The organism is Pelagimonas sp. KU-00592-HH (assembly GCF_040369695.1).
In the GTDB taxonomy this organism is placed as follows: domain Bacteria; phylum Pseudomonadota; class Alphaproteobacteria; order Rhodobacterales; family Rhodobacteraceae; genus Shimia.
On record NZ_BAABWM010000003.1, the window covers coordinates 567,796 to 584,943 of the forward strand.

Genomic DNA, 17,148 nt, shown 5'->3' on the forward strand with positions numbered 1-17,148 from the left:
TTGATGAAACTTGGAAAACTCGCCCTTGCGGCGCTTTTGCTGCCACTGCCAGCCCTCGCCGAGGATTCGGTTTTCGACAGCTACGACGCCTATGCAAATTACGTCGACGAAAGCATCATGAACCGCGATTTTGTTCCACTGGTTCAGCAGCTTGGCGGACGGGATGAATACACGCGCGAACAGTTGGCCGAAGTCAACGCCCAGCTTCTGCGCGCCATGCCCTTTGACTTTACCAAGATGACCATTCTCAAGCGCGAAGACTATGGCAACGGCTTTTCCAAGGAACTGCGCGCCTATTGGAGCGAAGAGCTGAACTACAGCTACTTCTACGCCTTCCTGCATGACCGTGGAGAAAAGCTGATTGTCCTGCGTTTCGCGCTCAACACCAACGAAGAAGAGCTGTTCAAACGGTTCTGACAATCAGATCGACAGGCGCGTCGCCTGGGTGCCACGTTCGCGATAGGGCGTGGTGTCGTAATGCGCACGGTAGCATTTCGAAAAATGCGAGGGCGACGCGAAACCACAGGCCAGCGCAACGTTGATCACGCTCATATCCGTCTGCATCAACAGGTTGCGGGCCTTCTGAAGCCGCAATTCCATGTAATAGCGCTTGGGCGAGCGGTTCAGGTAACGACGGAACAGCCGTTCAAGCTGCCGTGTCGACATGCCGACATCCTTGGCCAGAATCGATGGGCTGATCGGCTCTTCGATGTTCTGTTCCATCATCTGGATAACCTGGCTCAGCTTCGGGTGCCGCACGCCAATCCGGGTCGGAACCGAAAGACGCTGGGTATCCTGATCGGTCCGGATCGAGGAATAGATCTGCTGATCGGCGACCCAGTTGGCCAGTTCCTCGCCGTGATCATCCGCGATGACCTGAAGGAACATGTCAATCGAGGAGGTACCGCCCGCGGTGGTCATGCGGGTGCCGTCAATCGCGAACACCGACTTGCTGAGTTCGACCTCGGGGAACTCCTCGGCAAAACTGTCCTGATTCTCCCAGTGGATCGTGGCGCGTTTGCCATCCAGAAGGCCGGCCTTTGCCATGACGTAAGCTGCCGTGCACAAACCGCCGATTCTGATTCCCTTGCGCGCTTCGCGGCGCAGCCAGGCCAGAACCTTCTTGGTGGTGGCCGACTGGATGTCGAGCCCGCCACACAGGATCACCGTGTCATCGCGGTGCAGGTCGATCAGGTCATCGTCCAGCTTGAATGTCGTGTCGGTCGAGCAGGTCACCATATCACCGCCTTCACCGATCAGCTTCCACTCATAAAGCGGTGTGGTCGTGTGCCTATTGGCAAGCCGCAGGCAGTCCAAAGCCGAGGCAAAGGAAAGAAGCGTGAAATTTTCAAGCAAAACAAAGACAAACCGGCGCGTTTTCGCGTTCTGATCCAACGTGTTGCTGATCCGTTTCACCTGAGACATCTGGCGTGTTCCTGGGGTAGTTGGTTGTGGCCGGGCCGATAGGGTACAATCATAGCGCCAAATTGAACCAGCAGGTCAAGGCCCCTAATTCAGTTATGGCCCTTGCTCAAGTCCTTTTGTATAGAGGGGCTCGCAACTTTTGTTACCGGAGAAAGACAATGGCAGAATGGGTAAAATCTGGCTGGCGGAACAAACCGCGGATCCAGATGCCTGAATATACGGATGAGGACGCGCTGAAGGCCGTGGAGGCCCAGCTTGCCAGCTATCCGCCGCTGGTCTTTGCCGGTGAGGCGCGCCGTCTCAAGGAGAAGCTCGGGGCCGCCTCACGCGGCGAGGCGTTTTTGCTGCAAGGCGGCGATTGCGCCGAAAGCTTTGAGCAATTCAGCGCAGACGCGATCCGCGACACCTTCAAGGTGATGCTCCAGATGGCGATGGTCCTGACCTACGGTGCCAAGGTGCCCGTGGTCAAAGTCGGCCGCATGGCGGGCCAGTTCGCCAAACCGCGGTCTGCACCGACCGAAGTGGTGGATGGCGTGGAACTGCCCAGCTACCGTGGTGACATCATCAACGAGCTGGCCTTCACTGCAGATGCCCGAATCCCCGATCCCAAGAAGATGCTGCAGGCCTACACCCAGGCGGCGGCCACGCTGAACCTGCTGCGCGCCTTCTCGACCGGCGGCTATGCCGACGTTCACCAGGTACACGCCTGGACGCTGGGTTTCACCGAGGGCGAAAAGGCGGCCAAGTACCGTGACATGGCCAACCGCATCTCGAACGCGCTTGATTTCATGAACGCGGCCGGCGTTAACAGTTCGACAGCGCATGCCCTGCGCACCGTGGATTTCTACACCAGCCACGAAGGTCTGCTGCTTGAGTATGAAGAGGCGCTGACCCGTCTTGACTCCACCTCCGGCAACTGGCTGGCCGGCTCCGGCCACATGATCTGGATCGGCGACCGCACCCGTCAGCCCGACGGTGCGCATGTCGAATTCTGCAGCGGTGTCCAGAACCCGATCGGCCTCAAGTGTGGTCCGACCACCACCGCCGAGGACCTCAAGGTTCTGATGGCCAAGCTGAACCCGGAAAACGAAGCGGGCCGTCTCACCCTGATCGCGCGTTTCGGTGCCGGTTCGGTGGGCGAACACCTGCCGCGTCTCATCAAGACCGTTCAGGAAGAGGGCGCCAACGTCCTGTGGACCTGTGATCCAATGCACGGCAACACCATCAAATCGTCGAGCGGTTTCAAGACCCGTCCCTTCGACAGCGTGCTGCGCGAAGTGCAAGAGTTCTTCTCGGTCCACAAGGCCGAAGGCACCGTACCGGGCGGCGTCCACTTCGAGATGACTGGTCAGGACGTCACCGAATGCACCGGCGGTGTCCGTGCCGTGACCGACGAAGACCTGTCGTCGCGCTACCACACCGCCTGCGATCCGCGCCTGAACGCGTCGCAGTCGCTCGAACTGGCCTTCCTAGTTGCCGAGGAACTGTCCTCGCTGCGTGATGAGCGCAAGAAGGAAGCGGTTTAAGGCCCTGACTTTAATACGATTTAAGAAGGGGCAGCCCGCGTGGCTGCCCTTTTTCATGGGCGGTTCACAACCAGCCTGAGGTGCGGAACATGGGTGGCCTCTGTGCAGGCCGCCAGGGGCGCTTGCGAGGTGTTGATCGCCCGCCGCTCGCTGTTGATCAGCCGCCACCTGTGACTGCACGGCCCCTGTTCACCGCCAAAGGCAAGCCCGCCAAGGATACGCGTCGCCGCGCCGTCACGACCACCGGCCAGCGGTAGCAGGATCATCTCGCAGGGGCAGGGCGCCTTGCTCTCGTCCTCCAGCCAGAGCCGCGCCGTGACAGGTGCGTCGAACACATCCTTCAGAACATCCCCCATCAGCGCGCGTGACGTCATGCCAAAGCCGAAGGAAAACGGCAGACCCCTGGCCGCGGTCCCGAGGAACGTGTTCAGAACCTGCCCGCCAACCCGCACCCGCGCCACGCTCGGGGCGATCCGCTCAAGGACAAAAGCATGGCTCAGGGCGCGTTCAATCCCCGCCGGATCAACCTCTGCCCGCGCCGGCAGGCGATCCAGCCGGCACAGGCTTTCCCAATAGGTCTGAATATCCCGCAGTGGCCCGGGCAGCGGCGACTGCCCCATGATGCCCTCCGGTTTCCCTTGCCATTCCCCAAACATCCCGGCTCCTTTCCAACCCATCCGATAAACCCTCTCCAAATCTTCTCACATTTTCTGCAATTGCCGCGAAAATTCGGATCAATTGGTTAACTCTTACCGGCGCTTGCGGCGGCAAGGCTTGCACGAAACAGGACAATGGCTTTAGGTGGCGTACCAAGACAAAAGACGGGGGGATTGACGTGCTGCATTCGATGACAGGGTTTGCGTCGCTCAAAGGGGCGGCAATGGGCTTTAGCTGGGTCGCCGAACTGCGCAGCGTGAATTCCAAGGGACTTGATCTGCGCATTCGCGTGCCCGACTGGATCGACGGCCTCGAAGCCGCCCTACGCACGGCCATTGGCAAATCCGTGAACCGCGGGTCGGCAACCTTTTCGCTACGCATCCAGCGCGACGAGGAAGAAGGTGTCCTGTCACTGAACCCGGCTCAGCTCTCCAATGTCCTCGACGCGCTTGGTACGGTGGAACAGGAAGCCATGGATCGCGGCCTGTCGCTTGCGCCCTCCAAGGCCAGCGATATCCTCGGGCTGCGCGGCGTTCTGGACGTGGCCACGTCTGAGACCGACACCAAGGCCCTGCGCGAAGCGATCATGGCCGACCTGCCGGGCCTGATCGACAGCTTTCTGGACATGCGCCGCAACGAAGGGCAGGCGCTGGATTCCCTGATGAAGGATCAATTGAAGCAGGTCGCCACCCTCACCGATAGCGCCGCCGCCATCGCTGAATCCCGCCGAGACGAGACCGCCGCCACCCTGCGCGCCAACCTCGCGCGCGTGCTGGAAAACACCGATGCCGTCGACGAAAGCCGCCTTGCACAGGAACTTGCCATGCTGGCGGTCAAGAACGACGTGACCGAAGAAATCGACCGCCTGCGCGCCCATGTCACCGCCGCGCGTGACCTTCTGGCCAGCGGCAGCCCGGTGGGTCGCAAACTTGATTTCCTGATGCAGGAGTTCAACCGCGAAGCCAACACCCTGTGCTCAAAGTCGCAGTCTGTCGATCTCACCGCAATTGGCCTTGATCTCAAGGCGGTGATCGATCAGATGCGCGAACAGGTTCAAAACGTGGAATAAAGCATGACCGACATGACACAGCGCCGTGGTCTTCTCATCATCCTGTCCTCGCCGTCGGGGGCCGGAAAGTCGACCCTTGCCCGCCGCCTGATGCAATGGGACGAAGGCCTGCGTTTTTCGATCTCCGCCACCACCCGCGCGCCGCGCCCGGGCGAAGAACACGGGCGCGAGTATTTCTTTCTGAGCGTTGACGAGTTCAAAAAGCAGGTGTCGGAAGGCGAAATGCTGGAACACGCCCATGTTTTCGGCAATTTCTACGGCTCTCCCGCCGGTCCGGTCAAAGACACCATAAATGCCGGCGATGACGTCTTGTTCGACGTCGATTGGCAGGGCGAACAGCAGATCCGGAACTCCGACCTCGGCAAACACGCACTGTCGATCTTTATCCTGCCACCCTCGATCACCGAATTGCACCGCCGCCTTGTCAGCCGTGGCCAGGACAGCGAAGACGTGATCGACAAGCGCATGCAGAAAAGCTGGGACGAGATCAGCCACTGGGGCGCCTATGACTATGTACTGGTGAATGACGATCTCGACGCCACTGAAGCCCAGCTCAAGACCATCATCACCGCAGAACGCATGCGCCGCGAGCAACAACCCGCGCTGCAAACCCACGTCCGCACCCTGCAAGCCGAATTCGAGGAGATGTCCTAATGCCGCTTTATGAACTGGACGGGATTGCCCCCGAAATTGCCGAGGATTCCTGGGTCGCGCCGGATGCCAACGTGATCGGCAACGTGCGCGTGGAAGAGGGGGCCTCGGTCTGGTTCGGCACCACCATTCGCGGCGATAACGAACCGATCGTGATCGGCAAGGGATCGAACGTTCAGGAAAACACCGTGATGCACACCGACCCGGGCTGCCCGCTGACCATCGGCGAAGGCTGTACCATTGGTCACAAGGCTATGCTGCACGGCTGCACCATTGGCGAAAACAGCCTTGTCGGCATGGGCGCCACCATCCTGAATGGCGCCAAGATCGGCAAGAACTGCCTGATCGGGGCCGGGGCTCTGGTCACCGAAGGCAAGGTCATTCCAGACGGCTCCCTCGTGATGGGCGCGCCGGGGAAAATCGTGCGCGAGCTTGATGAAAATGCCATCAATGGCCTGCGCGGCAGCGCCTTGCACTATCAGGAAAACATGCGCCGTTTCCGGAATGGCCTGAAAGAAATCTGAGCGCATCTTCTGGCTTTACGTTAGCGCACCCAAGTATCCCGTTGTATTTGCAGGATACTTTTAAGTAGCCATTTCTTTGTTCTTCCCAGTTTACAAATCGCAACTTCTCGGAAAGCTTTACGCAAAGCCATTTCAGGACGTTGCCCATGTCGACCGATCCGATCCAGTCGTTCCTTGATGCCATCCCGCTGCCTTCGGTTTTCGTGGGCAGGAACGCACGCATTGTCGCGGCCAATTCCCAGGCCAAGGCCCTCAATCCCAAGGCCGGCGAGACGCGCCCCTTCGTGCTGGTCTTTCGCCAGCCGGGGCTGACAGAGGCGTTGGACAAATGTCTTTCGGCGCGCAAACCACAAAAAGCCATCTACCACCACGCCGACGGCCCGCATAGCGTGCGCTATGACGTCACTGCCTCATGGGTCTCGGGGCAGGATTTCGAAGGCGTCCTCTTGTGCTTCACCGACGTTACACACCTTCAGCAGGCCGACCAGATGCGCCGCGACTTTGTTGCCAACGTCAGCCACGAATTGCGCACGCCGCTGACTGCGATCCTCGGGTTCATCGAAACCCTTCTTGGCCCGGCCAAGGGCGATCCCAAGGCCCAGGAACGTTTCCTGACCACCATGTCCGCCGAGGCCAGCCGGATGAACCGCCTCGTCGGCGATCTGCTGTCCCTGAGCCGTGTCGAAGAAGATGCTCGTATGCGTCCGACGACTACGACGGACCTCGATGCGCTGATCCGCTCGGTGATCCGCAACCTGTCGCCGGTGGCCGAGGAAAACGGCGCTACGCTGACATTCAACGTGCCCGACAAGGCCCCACTGGTGGTCGCGGATTCCGACCAGATGATGCAGGTGTTCACCAACCTGATCGAAAACGCGCTGAAATACGGCGGGCAGGGGACAAGCGTCACGATCTCGATCTCCGAATCCCCTCGCGATCATGTCCTGCGCGGTCCGGCCCTGCTGATTTCCATCGCGGACACCGGCCCCGGGATCGATCCGATTCACATTCCACGCCTGACTGAACGCTTCTACCGCATCGACTCACACCGCTCGCGCGAAATGGGCGGCACCGGGCTGGGCCTTGCGATCGTGAAACACATCCTGAATCGCCACCGTGGTCGCCTCAGGGTTGAAAGTGAGCTGGGGCAGGGATCAACTTTCACGGTCATTCTCCCCAAAAAGTAGACAAATTCGAGATAAGTCTGCGGGGTTCATAAAACCGTTACATTGGTGTCACAAAAGCTTAGCGCGGAAGCCGTAGCACCCGGCTCCGAGACCGTCGACAAAGATGGTCAACACCAATGGAGTTAAAAACATGTCCGTTAAACTGACTGCCTCGGCGCTGGCCATCGTAGCCGCTGCCACCGCTGCCGACGCCCGTGATCAGCTGCAGATCAAAGGGTCGTCGACCGTTCTGCCCTACGCAACCATCGTTGCCGAAGCATTTGGCGAAAACTTCGACTTCCCGACCCCCGTTGTTGAGGGTGGCGGTTCGGGTGCTGGCCGCAAAGCCATGTGCGAAGGTGTTGGGGAGAACACCATCGACATCGCAAACTCGTCCTCGCGCATCAAGCAGTCGGACATCGACCTTTGCGCCTCGAACGGCGTAAACGAAATCATGGAAGTCCGCTTCGGCTATGACGGCATCGTCTTCGCGTCGGACATCAACGGCCCGTCGTTCGCCTTCACCCCGGCTGACTGGTTCTCGGCAATCGCCAAAGAAGTTGTTGTTGACGGCAAGCTGGTTGCCAACACCAACAAACAGTGGGCAGACGTAAACGCTGCTCTGCCGGCGCAAGACATCCTGGCCTTCATCCCGGGCACCAAGCACGGCACCCGCGAAGTCTTCGACAAGAAGGTTCTGGAAGCTGGCTGTAAAGCAACCGGCGCCTACGACATCTTCAAAGAAGCCAACGGCGGCGACAAGAAGAAAGCCAAGAAAGCCTGTCACGCCCTGCGCACCGACGGCGTTTCGGTCGACATCGACGGCGACTACACCGAGACCCTGGCGCGCCTGGCAGCCAACTCGCAAGCCATCGGCGTTTTCGGCCTGTCGTTCTACCAGAACAACACCGACAAGCTGGTTGTTGCCACCATGGACAACGTAACCCCCTCGACCGAAACCGTTGCTTCGGGTGAGTATCCGGTTTCGCGTCCGCTGTTCTTCTACGTGAAGAAAGCACACCTGGGTGTGATCCCCGGCCTGCAAGAATACATCGACTTCTTCGTGTCGGACGACATGGCTGGCCCCGACGGCCCGCTGGCTGAGTACGGTCTGGTTTCGGATCCGGAACTGGCCAAGACCCAGGACATGGTTGCAAACGGCGTCGCAATGGGCCCGCTGAACTAAGCCATTACCATTAGGGGTGGCGCCTGTTCCGGGCGCCACCTTTCCCTTTTCCGTCATCCCGTTGGATATCCCATGAGCGCCGGTCTCGTTATTCTTACCGTGGTCGTCATTGCGACACTCGGTTTCTTCCTCGGCCGTTCGCGTGCAATCCGCTCCGCCGAGGGCGATGTTCGCAAACTGCACTCCCTTCCAAATTACTACGGCCAAACGGTTTTCCTGTTTTCCGCCGTACCCGCGCTTCTGGTAACTTTCGCTTGGCTGCTCTTGCAGCCGCTTTACGTTGAAAGCCAGGTCTCCGGCATGATCACCGCCGCGGACATTCCCGAAGGCGGTTCGCTCAGCCTCGTGATGGCCGATGTGCGCCGTATCTCGACCGGCCTTGATCTCGCTGTCTCCTCGGGCAACCTGACCGAAGGCCAACTCAGCGCCATGCGCGCAGATACAACCGATGTGCGCTCGCGCCTCGGTGAACTCGGCGTGGCCGTGGCCTCCGAAGTCAAACAGAACGTGTTCGAGGCGGCCAAAGCCTACCGCGCTCAAACCGGCACCCTGCGCATGGCCATGACCGTTGTTGCACTGGTGCTGGCGCTCGGCGGCGCGCTTCTGGCGATGATGCGCATCACGCCCGAATTCCGCGCCCGCAACGTGTCCGAAGCCGCCGTCAAGGCGCTCCTGATCCTGTCGTCGATGGTTGCGATCCTGACCACCGTCGGGATCATCTTCTCGCTGCTGTTCGAAACCTCGAACTTCTTCCGCCTCTATCCGGCCAAGGATTTCTTCTTCAACCTCACCTGGAACCCGCAGTTCACCGGTGGCTCCGACCTCGGCATCGCGCCGCTTCTGTGGGGCACACTCTATGTCTCCTTCGTCGCACTGGTCTTCGCGGTTCCGATCGGACTTCTGGTCGCGGTCTATCTCTCAGAATACGCCTCCAAGCGTGTGCGCTCTGTTGTCAAACCCGCCATCGAGGTTCTCGCCGGTATCCCGACCATCGTTTACGGTCTCTTCGCGCTGATCACCGTTGGCCCGCTTCTGCGCGACTACTTTGCCGAGCCGCTGGGCCTTGGCACCTCGTCGTCCTCGGTGATGACCGCCGGTGTCGTCATGGGCATCATGCTGATCCCCTTCGTGTCCTCGCTGTCCGATGACGTGATCAACGCGGTGCCGCAGGCGATGCGCGATGGCTCTTACGGCCTTGGCGCGACCCAGTCGGAAACCGTGAAACAGGTGATCCTGCCGGCCGCACTGCCGGGCATCGTCGGCGCCATCCTTCTGGCCGCATCGCGTGCCATCGGGGAAACCATGATCGTGGTCATGGGGGCAGGGGCCGCCGCCAAGCTAAGCCTCAACCCCTTCGAGGCCATGACAACGATTACCGTTAAAATCGTCAGCCAGCTGACCGGTGACACGGAATTCGCCAGCCCCGAAACGCTCGTGGCCTTCGCCCTGGGCCTGTCCCTCTTTGTCGTCACCCTGGGTCTGAACATTCTGGCCCTGTATATCGTCCGTAAGTACCGGGAGCAGTACGAATGACCGACGCAACCTCGTCCAACATCCCATCGGGCAAGAAACACGCCACCTCGCTCGTGGCCCAGGATGCACGCACCAAGCGCCGCAACGCGGCCGAGGCCCGCTTCCGCGCCTACGGTGTCGCCGCCATCGTGGTTGCCATCCTCGCCCTGATCGGTCTGGTCAGCTCGATCCTCTACAACGGCTCGTCGGCCTTCCGTCAGACCTTCATCACCATGGAGGTCTACCTCGACCCGGCGAAACTCGACAAGGACGGCTCCGGTAACCTTGAAAAGATCGCCAAGGTCTCGACCTTTGGCTATGCGCCCCTGATCGCCAAGGGTTTCGAGAAAAAGTTCGAAGAAAACCCGACCCTCGTGGTCCAGGGCCTGAATGCCAAGAAGGCCGCCAAGATGATCTCCAAGGAAGGCCCTGCGGAACTGCGCCGCATGGTTCTGGCCAATCCGGCCCTGATCGGACAGACGGTCAAGGTCGAGTTCCTCGCAAACGGCCGGATCGACGGCTACTTCAAGGGCCGTGTGACCCCCGAGACCGCGAAGCTCGACAAGAACGTCTCGCCGGAACAGCTCATGCTGGCTGACAAGCTGAAAGAGGCCGGTCTCCTCAAGACGCGCTTCAACTTCGGCTTCCTGACCCGTGCTGACGCCTCCGAGAACCGCCCAGAAGCCGCCGGTCTTGGTGTCGCGATCCTCGGCTCGTTCTACATGATGCTGGTCGTCCTGTGCCTGACGCTGCCCATCGGCGTGGCCGCTTCGATCTATCTCGAGGAATTCGCTCCGAAAAACTGGATCACCGACATCGTCGAGGTGAACATCTCGAACCTTGCCGCGGTACCCTCGATCGTCTTCGGTATCCTTGGTCTCGCGATCTTCATCAACTTCGCAGGTCTGCCGCAATCGGCACCCATCGTCGGTGGCCTCGTGCTGACCCTGATGACCCTGCCGACAATCATCATCGCCACCCGCGCATCACTCAAAGCGGTTCCGCCGTCGATCCGCGACGCAGCGCTTGGGGTAGGGGCCTCGAAAATGCAGGCCGTCTTCCACCACGTCCTGCCGCTGGCCGCCCCCGGCATCCTGACCGGCACCATCATCGGTCTGGCCCAGGCACTTGGCGAAACCGCGCCGCTTCTTCTGATCGGCATGGTGGCCTTCGTGCGCGAATATCCGGCCGCCCCCCCCGAAGGCTTCTTCGATCCCGCCGCGGCGCTTCCGGTTCAGGTCTACAACTGGACCCAGCGTTCGGACCCGGCCTTCGTGGAACGCGCCTCGGGTGCCATCATCGTCCTCCTGGTGTTCCTGCTTGCCATGAACGCCATCGCAATCATCCTGCGCCGTCGCTTCGAGCGCCGCTGGTAAGTAGGAAAAGGTAGATTATTATGTACGACGCACCGAAACTGGAGGCGAACGTGGAACAGAACGACATCAAGATCAACGCCAAGAATGTACAGGTCTACTATGGCGCGACCCACGCCATCAAGGATGTGAACATCGACATCGAAGACAAGACCGTAACGGCGTTCATCGGCCCGTCGGGCTGTGGCAAGTCGACCTTCCTGCGCTGTCTTAACCGCATGAACGACACCATCGACGTCTGCCGCGTCGAAGGCGATATCCTGCTGGATGGCGAAGACATCTACGACAAGCGCGTCGACCCGGTTCAACTGCGCGCCAAGGTGGGCATGGTGTTCCAGAAGCCGAACCCGTTCCCCAAGTCGATCTACGACAATATCGCCTATGGTCCGCGCATCCACGGCCTTGCCAAGAACAAAACGGATCTCGATGAAATCGTTGAGAAATCCCTGCGTCGCGGCGCGATCTGGAACGAGGTCAAAGACCGCCTTCACGAGCCCGGCACCGGCCTGTCCGGTGGTCAGCAACAGCGCCTGTGCATCGCCCGCGCCGTCGCCACGGAACCCGAGGTTCTGCTGATGGACGAACCTTGCTCGGCGCTTGACCCGATTGCCACCGCACAGGTCGAGGAACTGATCGACGAACTGCGCGGCCGGTACTCGGTCGTCATCGTGACCCACTCTATGCAACAGGCGGCCCGTGTCAGTCAGAAGACGGCCTTCTTCCACCTCGGCAACCTGGTGGAATACGACGATACCGCCACGATCTTTACCAACCCCAAAGACGAACGCACCGAAAGCTACATCACCGGCCGTATCGGCTAAGGGAGCAGGACCATGAACGATAAACATATTGTCTCGTCTTTCGATAGCGACCTCGAGCAGATCCAGGCGCATATCATGAAAATGGGCGGCCTCGTCGAAGAGGCCATCCTCGACGCCTCCAAATCGCTCAAGAACCGCGACGAGGAACTGGCGGAAATCGTCCGCAACAACGACAAGGCCATCGACCAGTTGGAACAACTGGTCAACGACGAATGCTTCAAGCTGATTGCCCTGCGCTCTCCCACCGCGATCGACCTGCGTGTCGTTCTGTCGGTGATGAAGATCGCCGGCAACCTCGAGCGTATTGGCGACTATGCCAAGAACATGGCCAAGCGGACCGGCGTTCTGGTGCACATGACGCCCGTGGAAGGGGCTCGAGGTGCGCTGCGTCGTATGGCGCGCGAAGTCCAGTTGATGCTCAAGGACGCGCTTGATGCCTACATCCAGCGTGACGCCGAACTGGCGCAGGACATTCTCGAGCGCGACCGCGACATCGACCAGATGTACAACGCCTTGTTCCGCGAATTCCTGACCTTCATGATGGAAGATCCGCGCTACATCACGCCCTGTATGCACCTGCATTTCATCGCCAAGAACACCGAGCGCATGGGCGACCATGTCACCTCGATCGCCGAACAGGTCATCTACCTGGTCACCGGCGAGTTGCCCGATGAAAACCGTCCGAAATCAGACCATTACGACCCGGCTCTGCATTCCGCAGAATAATTCGAAGCACCGATTATGGCTACAGATCACCCAACCGTTCTTGTCGTAGAAGACGAACCCGCACAGCGTGATGTGCTGTCCTACAACCTCGAATCCGAAGGTTTCGAGGTGGTGTCGGCCGCTGATGGCGATGAGGCGCTTCTGCTGGTATCCGAAGTGATGCCCGACATCATCGTTCTCGACTGGATGCTGCCCGGCATTTCCGGCATTGAAATCTGCCGGCGTCTCAAGACGCGCACGGAAACGGCCGGTATTCCCGTCATCATGCTATCCGCGCGCTCGGAAGAGGTGGACCGGGTGAGGGGGCTTGAAACCGGTGCGGACGACTATGTGGTCAAACCCTATTCGGTTCTCGAACTGATGGCCCGCGTCCGCAGCCAGCTGCGCCGCGTCCGTCCTGCATCCGTCGGCCAGCGCCTTGAATACGAAGGCATCGTGCTGGACGCGGAAACCCACCGTGTGACCCGCGACGAGAAGCCGCTCAAGCTCGGACCAACCGAATTCCGGCTCCTGTCGACCTTCATGGAAAAGCCGGGCCGCGTCTGGAGCCGCGAACAGCTTCTGGATCGCGTTTGGGGCCGCGACATCTATGTCGACAGCCGCACCGTCGACGTACACATCGGTCGTCTTCGCAAGGCGCTGTGCGTACATGGCGGCAATGATCCGCTGCGCACCGTACGCGGGGCAGGTTACGCCCTCGGGTAAATTCAACGCGGCTTAGTGTTGTTCAAGTTACACAACGCGCCTCCACACGAGGCGTGTTTCTTGTTTAAGGTCAACGCACTACAGAAACACATTGAACTAACACTCAGAGCTTCTCGGCAGGTCGCTTGATATTCCCATTCAGTACGCGCAGCGGCTCTGGCAGGGATGGCATTGCTCGGGTAAGGTTGCTTCTGTTACCTCAATCCAATTATCTCATAATGAATATTATGTTATTATTATATGCTAACGATCACGATACCGTGAACCCCGATGGTCTTTTTTACTAAATGGACGAATTTGCCTAACAAGTGCAACAAAATAAGCCATTTGTGCCGCTGAATGAAATCAGAATGACGCTAGACAGAGGCAATTCCCTGCCTGTAATGTCGATGGCAACATGGGGACAAAAATGAATTCAATTCTCGTTTTGAACGGCCCGAATCTCAATTTGCTTGGGACACGGCAGCCGGAGGTCTACGGATCGACAACGCTCAAGGACATCGAGGCCGCCTGTGTGGCCCGTGGCGAGGCGCTAGGCTGTGCCGTCACCTGCCAGCAAAGCAACCACGAAGGCGCGCTGGTGGATGCCATTCACGCCGCCAAGAGTGTTCATAACGGGATCATTCTCAACGCTGGTGCCTACACGCACACCTCGATTGCCCTGATGGATGCCATCGCCTCGGTCGAACTTCCGGTGATCGAACTGCATCTGTCGAACATCCACGCGCGTGAGGCCTTCCGCCACAAGTCCTACATCGCCCCTGTCGCGATTGGCCAGATCTGCGGCTTTGGCGCCAACGGTTACATGCTGGCGCTGGATGCCATGAAACAGTACCTGGGCTAACTGCATGTCACTGGATTACATCGAAGCCCTGACCAACGCGCATTCGCTCGAGGCCCTGTGGGACATGCACACGGCCTGCATGGCGGACTATGGCTTCGACCGACTGATCTACGGCTACACGAATTTCCGCACCGATGCCTCGCTCGGCAGCGAAGACGATTTCATGGTGCTTTCCAACCATGACCGCGATTATCTCGATCGTTTCCTCGGCGATGGCCTGTATTTTTCCGGCCCGATGATGCGTTGGGCGCTCAACAACACCGGCGCCTGTAGCTGGTCCTGGGTGGCAGAACAGATCGAAAACGGCAGGCTCAGCGATCACGAGATGAAGGTGTTTCGGATCAACGCCGAAATGGGTGTGACTGCTGGCTATACGATCAGCTTCCCAACCATTTCCTCGCGCACCAAGGGCGCCATGGCGATGACCGCGCGGCGTGGCATGTCCCAAAAGGACGTCGATGACATCTGGGAACGTGACGGACGGTTCATCGAGTTGATCAACAACATTGCGCACCTCAAAATCCTCTCCCTGCCCTACGAATATCCGAAGCGCGCGCTCACCAAGCGCCAGCGAGAAGTGCTTGAATGGGTCGGAGACGGAAAAACGATCCAGGACATCGCGACGCTGATCGATCGCACCCCCGCGACCGTGGAAAAACACCTGCGTCTGGCCCGCGAAGCGCTGGATGTCGAGACCACGGCGCAGGCCCTGCTTAAAGCGTCGTTTTTGCACCAGATTTACAAACCAGAGAGCGAAGCCTGACGCAACTATGCGTCAAAAGTAGGGTTTACCTGACTTGTTTGACGCTGGGTAAATAAGGCATTGTTATAGTGTTCCGTGAGTGGTGGCTTTAGCCTTGGAACGTTCTGGTTGCTATCCCCGTAATACCGGGGCTCTTGTGGTCAGCCGGACAATCCGGATGCTGGTACCCAAGGCTTATTTCGGCCTTGGGACTGGCTTTTTCGATTGGACGCCCCGTCATCCCCATGCACTTGGGGCGTACGTATCGAGCGGCGCTGTCTTTTCCCGGGCAGCGCCGCATTTTTTGCGCACGGCCAATTCTTGAGAAACCGATCAAAAAGAAAACGCCGCCTGCGATGCAGACGGCGCTTCCAATTCGGATCTCGAAAGAGAGATTAGCCCTGAGCTGCCTTTGCAACTTCTGCGGCGAAATCTTCTTCTTTCTTCTCGATGCCTTCGCCCACTTCCATGCGGACATAGCCAACGATCTCTGCACCGGCTTCCTTGGCCGCGGCTTCCACGGTCAGGTCGGGGTTGATGACAAAGCTCTGACCCAGCAGGGTCACTTCGGCCATGAACTTCTTCATGCGGCCAACGATCATCTTCTCGATCACTTGCTCGGGCTTGCCCGATTCACGTGCGATCTCGATCTGAACGTTTTTCTCTTTTTCAACAACGGCCGGGTCCAGGTCAGCTTCCGAAAGCGACTGCGGGTTGGCTGCTGCGATGTGCATTGCAACCTGCTTGCCGAAGGCTTCGTCGCCGCCGTTCAGGGCAACCAGAACGCCGATCTTGCCCATGCCGTCTACGGCCGGGTTGTGGACGTAGGACACAACGGTTTCGCCAGCAACCGACGCCATGCGACGGACCGACATGTTTTCACCGATGGTGGCAACCGCGTCGGTGACAACTTCCGAAACCGGCTTGCCGCCCATGTCGGCCGCCAGCAGGGCTTCGGTGTCTTCAACGGTCAGCGCAACGTCAGCGATACCGCCAACCATCGCCTGGAAGTCAGCGTTCTTGCCAACAAAGTCGGTTTCCGAGTTCACTTCAACCGCTACACCTTTGCCACCGTCAACCTTAACGGCCACCAGGCCCTCGGCTGCGATACGGCCGGCTTTCTTTGCCGCTTTGGCCAGACCTTTGGTGCGCAGCCAGTCGATTGCCGCTTCCTGGTCACCGTCGGTCTCGGTCAGGGCTTTCTTTGCGTCCATCATGCCTGCGCCGGTCATTTCGCGCAGTTCTTTCACCATTGCTGCTGTGATCGCCATCTTGGCTCTCCTCATCTCTCTATAGGCGCGATGCTGACAAGGGTCAGGGCACCAAAGGGTGCGATCGCGCGGGGTATTCGGAAAATGTATCCGGGGGCGGGCTTACCCTGCCCCCGTGAAAGAAATGTAACGCTTACGCGTCGGCAGCGGCTTCTTCTGCTACTGCTTCTTCGGCCGGTGCTTCTTCCATTGCACCCAGGTCGATGCCTGCCGCGCCCAGCTGAGCCGACATGCCGTCCAGAGCGGCGCGCGAAGCCAGATCGCAGTACAGCGAGATGGCGCGTGCAGCGTCGTCGTTGCCCGGGATGATGTAATCAACGCCGTCGGGCGAGCAGTTGGTGTCGACAACAGCCACAACCGGGATACCCAGCTTGTTGGCTTCTGCGATGGCCAGGGCTTCTTTTTTCACGTCGATGACGAAGAGAAGATCCGGAACGCCGCCCATCTCACGGATACCGCCCAGCGAAGCCTGCAGCTTCTCGAGGTCGCGCTCCATGTTCAGGCGCTCTTTCTTGGTCAGGCCTTCTGCGCCCGAAGCCATTTTCTCGTCGATCTCTTTCAGACGGTTGATCGACTGCGAAACGGTTTTCCAGTTGGTGAGCGTGCCGCCCAGCCAGCGGTGGTTCATGTAGTACTGTGCGCACTTCTCAGCGGCGTCTGCGACCGGCGCAGCGGCCTGACGCTTGGTGCCAACAAACAGAACGCGGCCGCCCTTGGCGACGGTTTCACGGATCACGTTCAGGGCCGCGTCCAGCATCGGAACGGTCTGGGTGAGGTCCATGATGTGGATGCCATTGCGCGAGCCGTAGATGAACGGCGACATGCGCGGGTTCCAACGTTGGGTTTGGTGACCAAAGTGTACGCCTGCTTCCAGCAGCTGGCGCATGGTGAACTCGGGAAGAGCCATGCTAGTTTTCCTTTTCCGGTTTACGCCTTGGTGGGGAGAAGTG

The 17,148-nt window shown here is 59.4% G+C and carries 18 protein-coding genes; 14 read left to right on the forward strand and 4 right to left on the reverse strand.

From position 1 onward, the window contains the following. The first annotated feature begins 3 nt into the window (after nucleotides 1-3). The gene (locus ABWV42_RS15085; protein WP_353340893.1) at nucleotides 4-417 is read left to right on the forward strand and encodes a hypothetical protein; all 414 of its coding nucleotides are present in this window, start codon (nucleotides 4-6) and stop codon (nucleotides 415-417) included. A 3-nt stretch (nucleotides 418-420) separates the two neighbouring features. On the opposite strand, the gene ABWV42_RS15090 is transcribed toward ABWV42_RS15085, so the two are convergent. Further along, the gene (locus ABWV42_RS15090) at nucleotides 421-1,425 is read right to left on the reverse strand and encodes a GlxA family transcriptional regulator (protein WP_255106719.1); all 1,005 of its coding nucleotides are present in this window, start codon (nucleotides 1,423-1,425) and stop codon (nucleotides 421-423) included. Between the two features lie 158 nt (nucleotides 1,426-1,583). Between ABWV42_RS15090 and ABWV42_RS15095 the strand changes: the two genes are divergently transcribed. Further along, a complete protein-coding gene (locus tag ABWV42_RS15095; protein ID WP_255106721.1) occupies nucleotides 1,584-2,951 on the forward strand; it encodes a class II 3-deoxy-7-phosphoheptulonate synthase in 1,368 nt (455 codons plus the stop codon). A 53-nt stretch (nucleotides 2,952-3,004) separates the two neighbouring features. On the opposite strand, the gene ABWV42_RS15100 is transcribed toward ABWV42_RS15095, so the two are convergent. Then, the gene (locus ABWV42_RS15100; protein ID WP_353340894.1) at nucleotides 3,005-3,571 is read right to left on the reverse strand and encodes a PAS domain-containing protein; all 567 of its coding nucleotides are present in this window, start codon (nucleotides 3,569-3,571) and stop codon (nucleotides 3,005-3,007) included. A 227-nt stretch (nucleotides 3,572-3,798) separates the two neighbouring features. Here ABWV42_RS15100 and ABWV42_RS15105 point away from each other — a divergent pair, with 227 nt between their 5' ends. The 12 genes from ABWV42_RS15105 (at nucleotide 3,799) to ABWV42_RS15160 (ending at nucleotide 14,948) form a co-directional block, all read left to right on the forward strand. Then, nucleotides 3,799-4,677 (forward strand): YicC/YloC family endoribonuclease, encoded by an 879-nt coding sequence (locus ABWV42_RS15105; protein WP_353340895.1) that lies wholly within the window; start codon nucleotides 3,799-3,801, stop codon nucleotides 4,675-4,677. A 12-nt stretch (nucleotides 4,678-4,689) separates the two neighbouring features. Next, on the forward strand, nucleotides 4,690-5,331 hold the full coding sequence (gene gmk / locus ABWV42_RS15110) for a guanylate kinase (RefSeq protein ID WP_353340944.1): 642 nt from the start codon (nucleotides 4,690-4,692) through the stop codon (nucleotides 5,329-5,331). Further along, entirely contained in the window at nucleotides 5,331-5,852 is a 522-nt protein-coding gene (locus tag ABWV42_RS15115) for a gamma carbonic anhydrase family protein (RefSeq protein WP_353340896.1), read from the forward strand. Before gmk ends, ABWV42_RS15115 begins: the two co-directional genes overlap by 1 nt. Before the next feature lie 146 nt (nucleotides 5,853-5,998). Then, nucleotides 5,999-7,039 carry a sensor histidine kinase gene (locus ABWV42_RS15120; RefSeq protein WP_353340897.1) on the forward strand — a complete coding sequence of 347 codons (1,041 nt, stop codon included), beginning with the start codon at nucleotides 5,999-6,001 and terminating at the stop codon, nucleotides 7,037-7,039. Nucleotides 7,040-7,169: 130 nt separating this feature from the next. Further along, nucleotides 7,170-8,204 (forward strand): PstS family phosphate ABC transporter substrate-binding protein, encoded by a 1,035-nt coding sequence (locus ABWV42_RS15125; protein ID WP_255106728.1) that lies wholly within the window; start codon nucleotides 7,170-7,172, stop codon nucleotides 8,202-8,204. A gap of 72 nt (nucleotides 8,205-8,276) precedes the next feature. Then, nucleotides 8,277-9,737, forward strand: coding sequence for a phosphate ABC transporter permease subunit PstC (pstC, locus tag ABWV42_RS15130; protein WP_353340899.1), 1,461 nt, complete (start codon nucleotides 8,277-8,279; stop codon nucleotides 9,735-9,737). Continuing rightward, a complete protein-coding gene (gene pstA / locus ABWV42_RS15135) occupies nucleotides 9,734-11,092 on the forward strand; it encodes a phosphate ABC transporter permease PstA (protein ID WP_353340901.1) in 1,359 nt (452 codons plus the stop codon). Before pstC ends, pstA begins: the two co-directional genes overlap by 4 nt. Nucleotides 11,093-11,112: 20 nt before the next feature. After that, nucleotides 11,113-11,910: a phosphate ABC transporter ATP-binding protein PstB gene (pstB, locus tag ABWV42_RS15140; protein WP_353340902.1), complete on the forward strand. Its 798-nt coding sequence runs from the start codon at nucleotides 11,113-11,115 to the stop codon at nucleotides 11,908-11,910. 12 nt (nucleotides 11,911-11,922) lie between these two features. After that, nucleotides 11,923-12,636 carry a phosphate signaling complex protein PhoU gene (phoU, locus tag ABWV42_RS15145; protein ID WP_255106737.1) on the forward strand — a complete coding sequence of 238 codons (714 nt, stop codon included), beginning with the start codon at nucleotides 11,923-11,925 and terminating at the stop codon, nucleotides 12,634-12,636. A gap of 15 nt (nucleotides 12,637-12,651) precedes the next feature. Further along, entirely contained in the window at nucleotides 12,652-13,341 is a 690-nt protein-coding gene (phoB, locus tag ABWV42_RS15150; RefSeq protein WP_255106739.1) for a phosphate regulon transcriptional regulator PhoB, read from the forward strand. 409 nt (nucleotides 13,342-13,750) lie between these two features. Beyond that, a complete protein-coding gene (aroQ, locus tag ABWV42_RS15155) occupies nucleotides 13,751-14,185 on the forward strand; it encodes a type II 3-dehydroquinate dehydratase (protein WP_353340905.1) in 435 nt (144 codons plus the stop codon). Nucleotides 14,186-14,189: 4 nt separating this feature from the next. After that, nucleotides 14,190-14,948, forward strand: a complete 759-nt coding sequence (locus tag ABWV42_RS15160) for a LuxR family transcriptional regulator (protein WP_255106743.1) — start codon at nucleotides 14,190-14,192, stop codon at nucleotides 14,946-14,948. Between the two features lie 374 nt (nucleotides 14,949-15,322). Here ABWV42_RS15160 and tsf read toward each other — a convergent pair whose 3' ends face one another. Next, nucleotides 15,323-16,198 carry a translation elongation factor Ts gene (tsf, locus tag ABWV42_RS15165; RefSeq protein WP_255106745.1) on the reverse strand — a complete coding sequence of 292 codons (876 nt, stop codon included), beginning with the start codon at nucleotides 16,196-16,198 and terminating at the stop codon, nucleotides 15,323-15,325. A 133-nt stretch (nucleotides 16,199-16,331) separates the two neighbouring features. Continuing rightward, nucleotides 16,332-17,105 (reverse strand): 30S ribosomal protein S2, encoded by a 774-nt coding sequence (gene rpsB / locus ABWV42_RS15170; protein WP_255106747.1) that lies wholly within the window; start codon nucleotides 17,103-17,105, stop codon nucleotides 16,332-16,334. Nucleotides 17,106-17,148: the final 43 nt, after the last annotated feature.

What these genes read in the sequence shown, in the direction of transcription:
- ABWV42_RS15120 (WP_353340897.1), top strand. Translation starts at nt 5,999, where the DNA reads ATGTCGACCGATCCGATCCAGTCGTTCCTTGATGCCATCCCGCTGCCT.
- ABWV42_RS15105 (WP_353340895.1), top strand. Translation starts at nt 3,799, where the DNA reads ATGACAGGGTTTGCGTCGCTCAAAGGGGCGGCAATGGGCTTTAGCTGG.
- ABWV42_RS15160 (WP_255106743.1), top strand. Translation starts at nt 14,190, where the DNA reads ATGTCACTGGATTACATCGAAGCCCTGACCAACGCGCATTCGCTCGAG.
- phoB (WP_255106739.1), top strand. Translation starts at nt 12,652, where the DNA reads ATGGCTACAGATCACCCAACCGTTCTTGTCGTAGAAGACGAACCCGCA.
- ABWV42_RS15125 (WP_255106728.1), top strand. Translation starts at nt 7,170, where the DNA reads ATGTCCGTTAAACTGACTGCCTCGGCGCTGGCCATCGTAGCCGCTGCC.
- rpsB (WP_255106747.1), bottom strand. Translation starts at nt 17,105, where the DNA reads ATGGCTCTTCCCGAGTTCACCATGCGCCAGCTGCTGGAAGCAGGCGTA.
- pstA (WP_353340901.1), top strand. Translation starts at nt 9,734, where the DNA reads ATGACCGACGCAACCTCGTCCAACATCCCATCGGGCAAGAAACACGCC.
- ABWV42_RS15115 (WP_353340896.1), top strand. Translation starts at nt 5,331, where the DNA reads ATGCCGCTTTATGAACTGGACGGGATTGCCCCCGAAATTGCCGAGGAT.
- ABWV42_RS15095 (WP_255106721.1), top strand. Translation starts at nt 1,584, where the DNA reads ATGGCAGAATGGGTAAAATCTGGCTGGCGGAACAAACCGCGGATCCAG.
- pstB (WP_353340902.1), top strand. Translation starts at nt 11,113, where the DNA reads ATGTACGACGCACCGAAACTGGAGGCGAACGTGGAACAGAACGACATC.
- phoU (WP_255106737.1), top strand. Translation starts at nt 11,923, where the DNA reads ATGAACGATAAACATATTGTCTCGTCTTTCGATAGCGACCTCGAGCAG.
- ABWV42_RS15085 (WP_353340893.1), top strand. Translation starts at nt 4, where the DNA reads ATGAAACTTGGAAAACTCGCCCTTGCGGCGCTTTTGCTGCCACTGCCA.
- ABWV42_RS15090 (WP_255106719.1), bottom strand. Translation starts at nt 1,425, where the DNA reads ATGTCTCAGGTGAAACGGATCAGCAACACGTTGGATCAGAACGCGAAA.
- pstC (WP_353340899.1), top strand. Translation starts at nt 8,277, where the DNA reads ATGAGCGCCGGTCTCGTTATTCTTACCGTGGTCGTCATTGCGACACTC.
- ABWV42_RS15100 (WP_353340894.1), bottom strand. Translation starts at nt 3,571, where the DNA reads ATGGGGCAGTCGCCGCTGCCCGGGCCACTGCGGGATATTCAGACCTAT.
- gmk (WP_353340944.1), top strand. Translation starts at nt 4,690, where the DNA reads ATGACACAGCGCCGTGGTCTTCTCATCATCCTGTCCTCGCCGTCGGGG.
- aroQ (WP_353340905.1), top strand. Translation starts at nt 13,751, where the DNA reads ATGAATTCAATTCTCGTTTTGAACGGCCCGAATCTCAATTTGCTTGGG.
- tsf (WP_255106745.1), bottom strand. Translation starts at nt 16,198, where the DNA reads ATGGCGATCACAGCAGCAATGGTGAAAGAACTGCGCGAAATGACCGGC.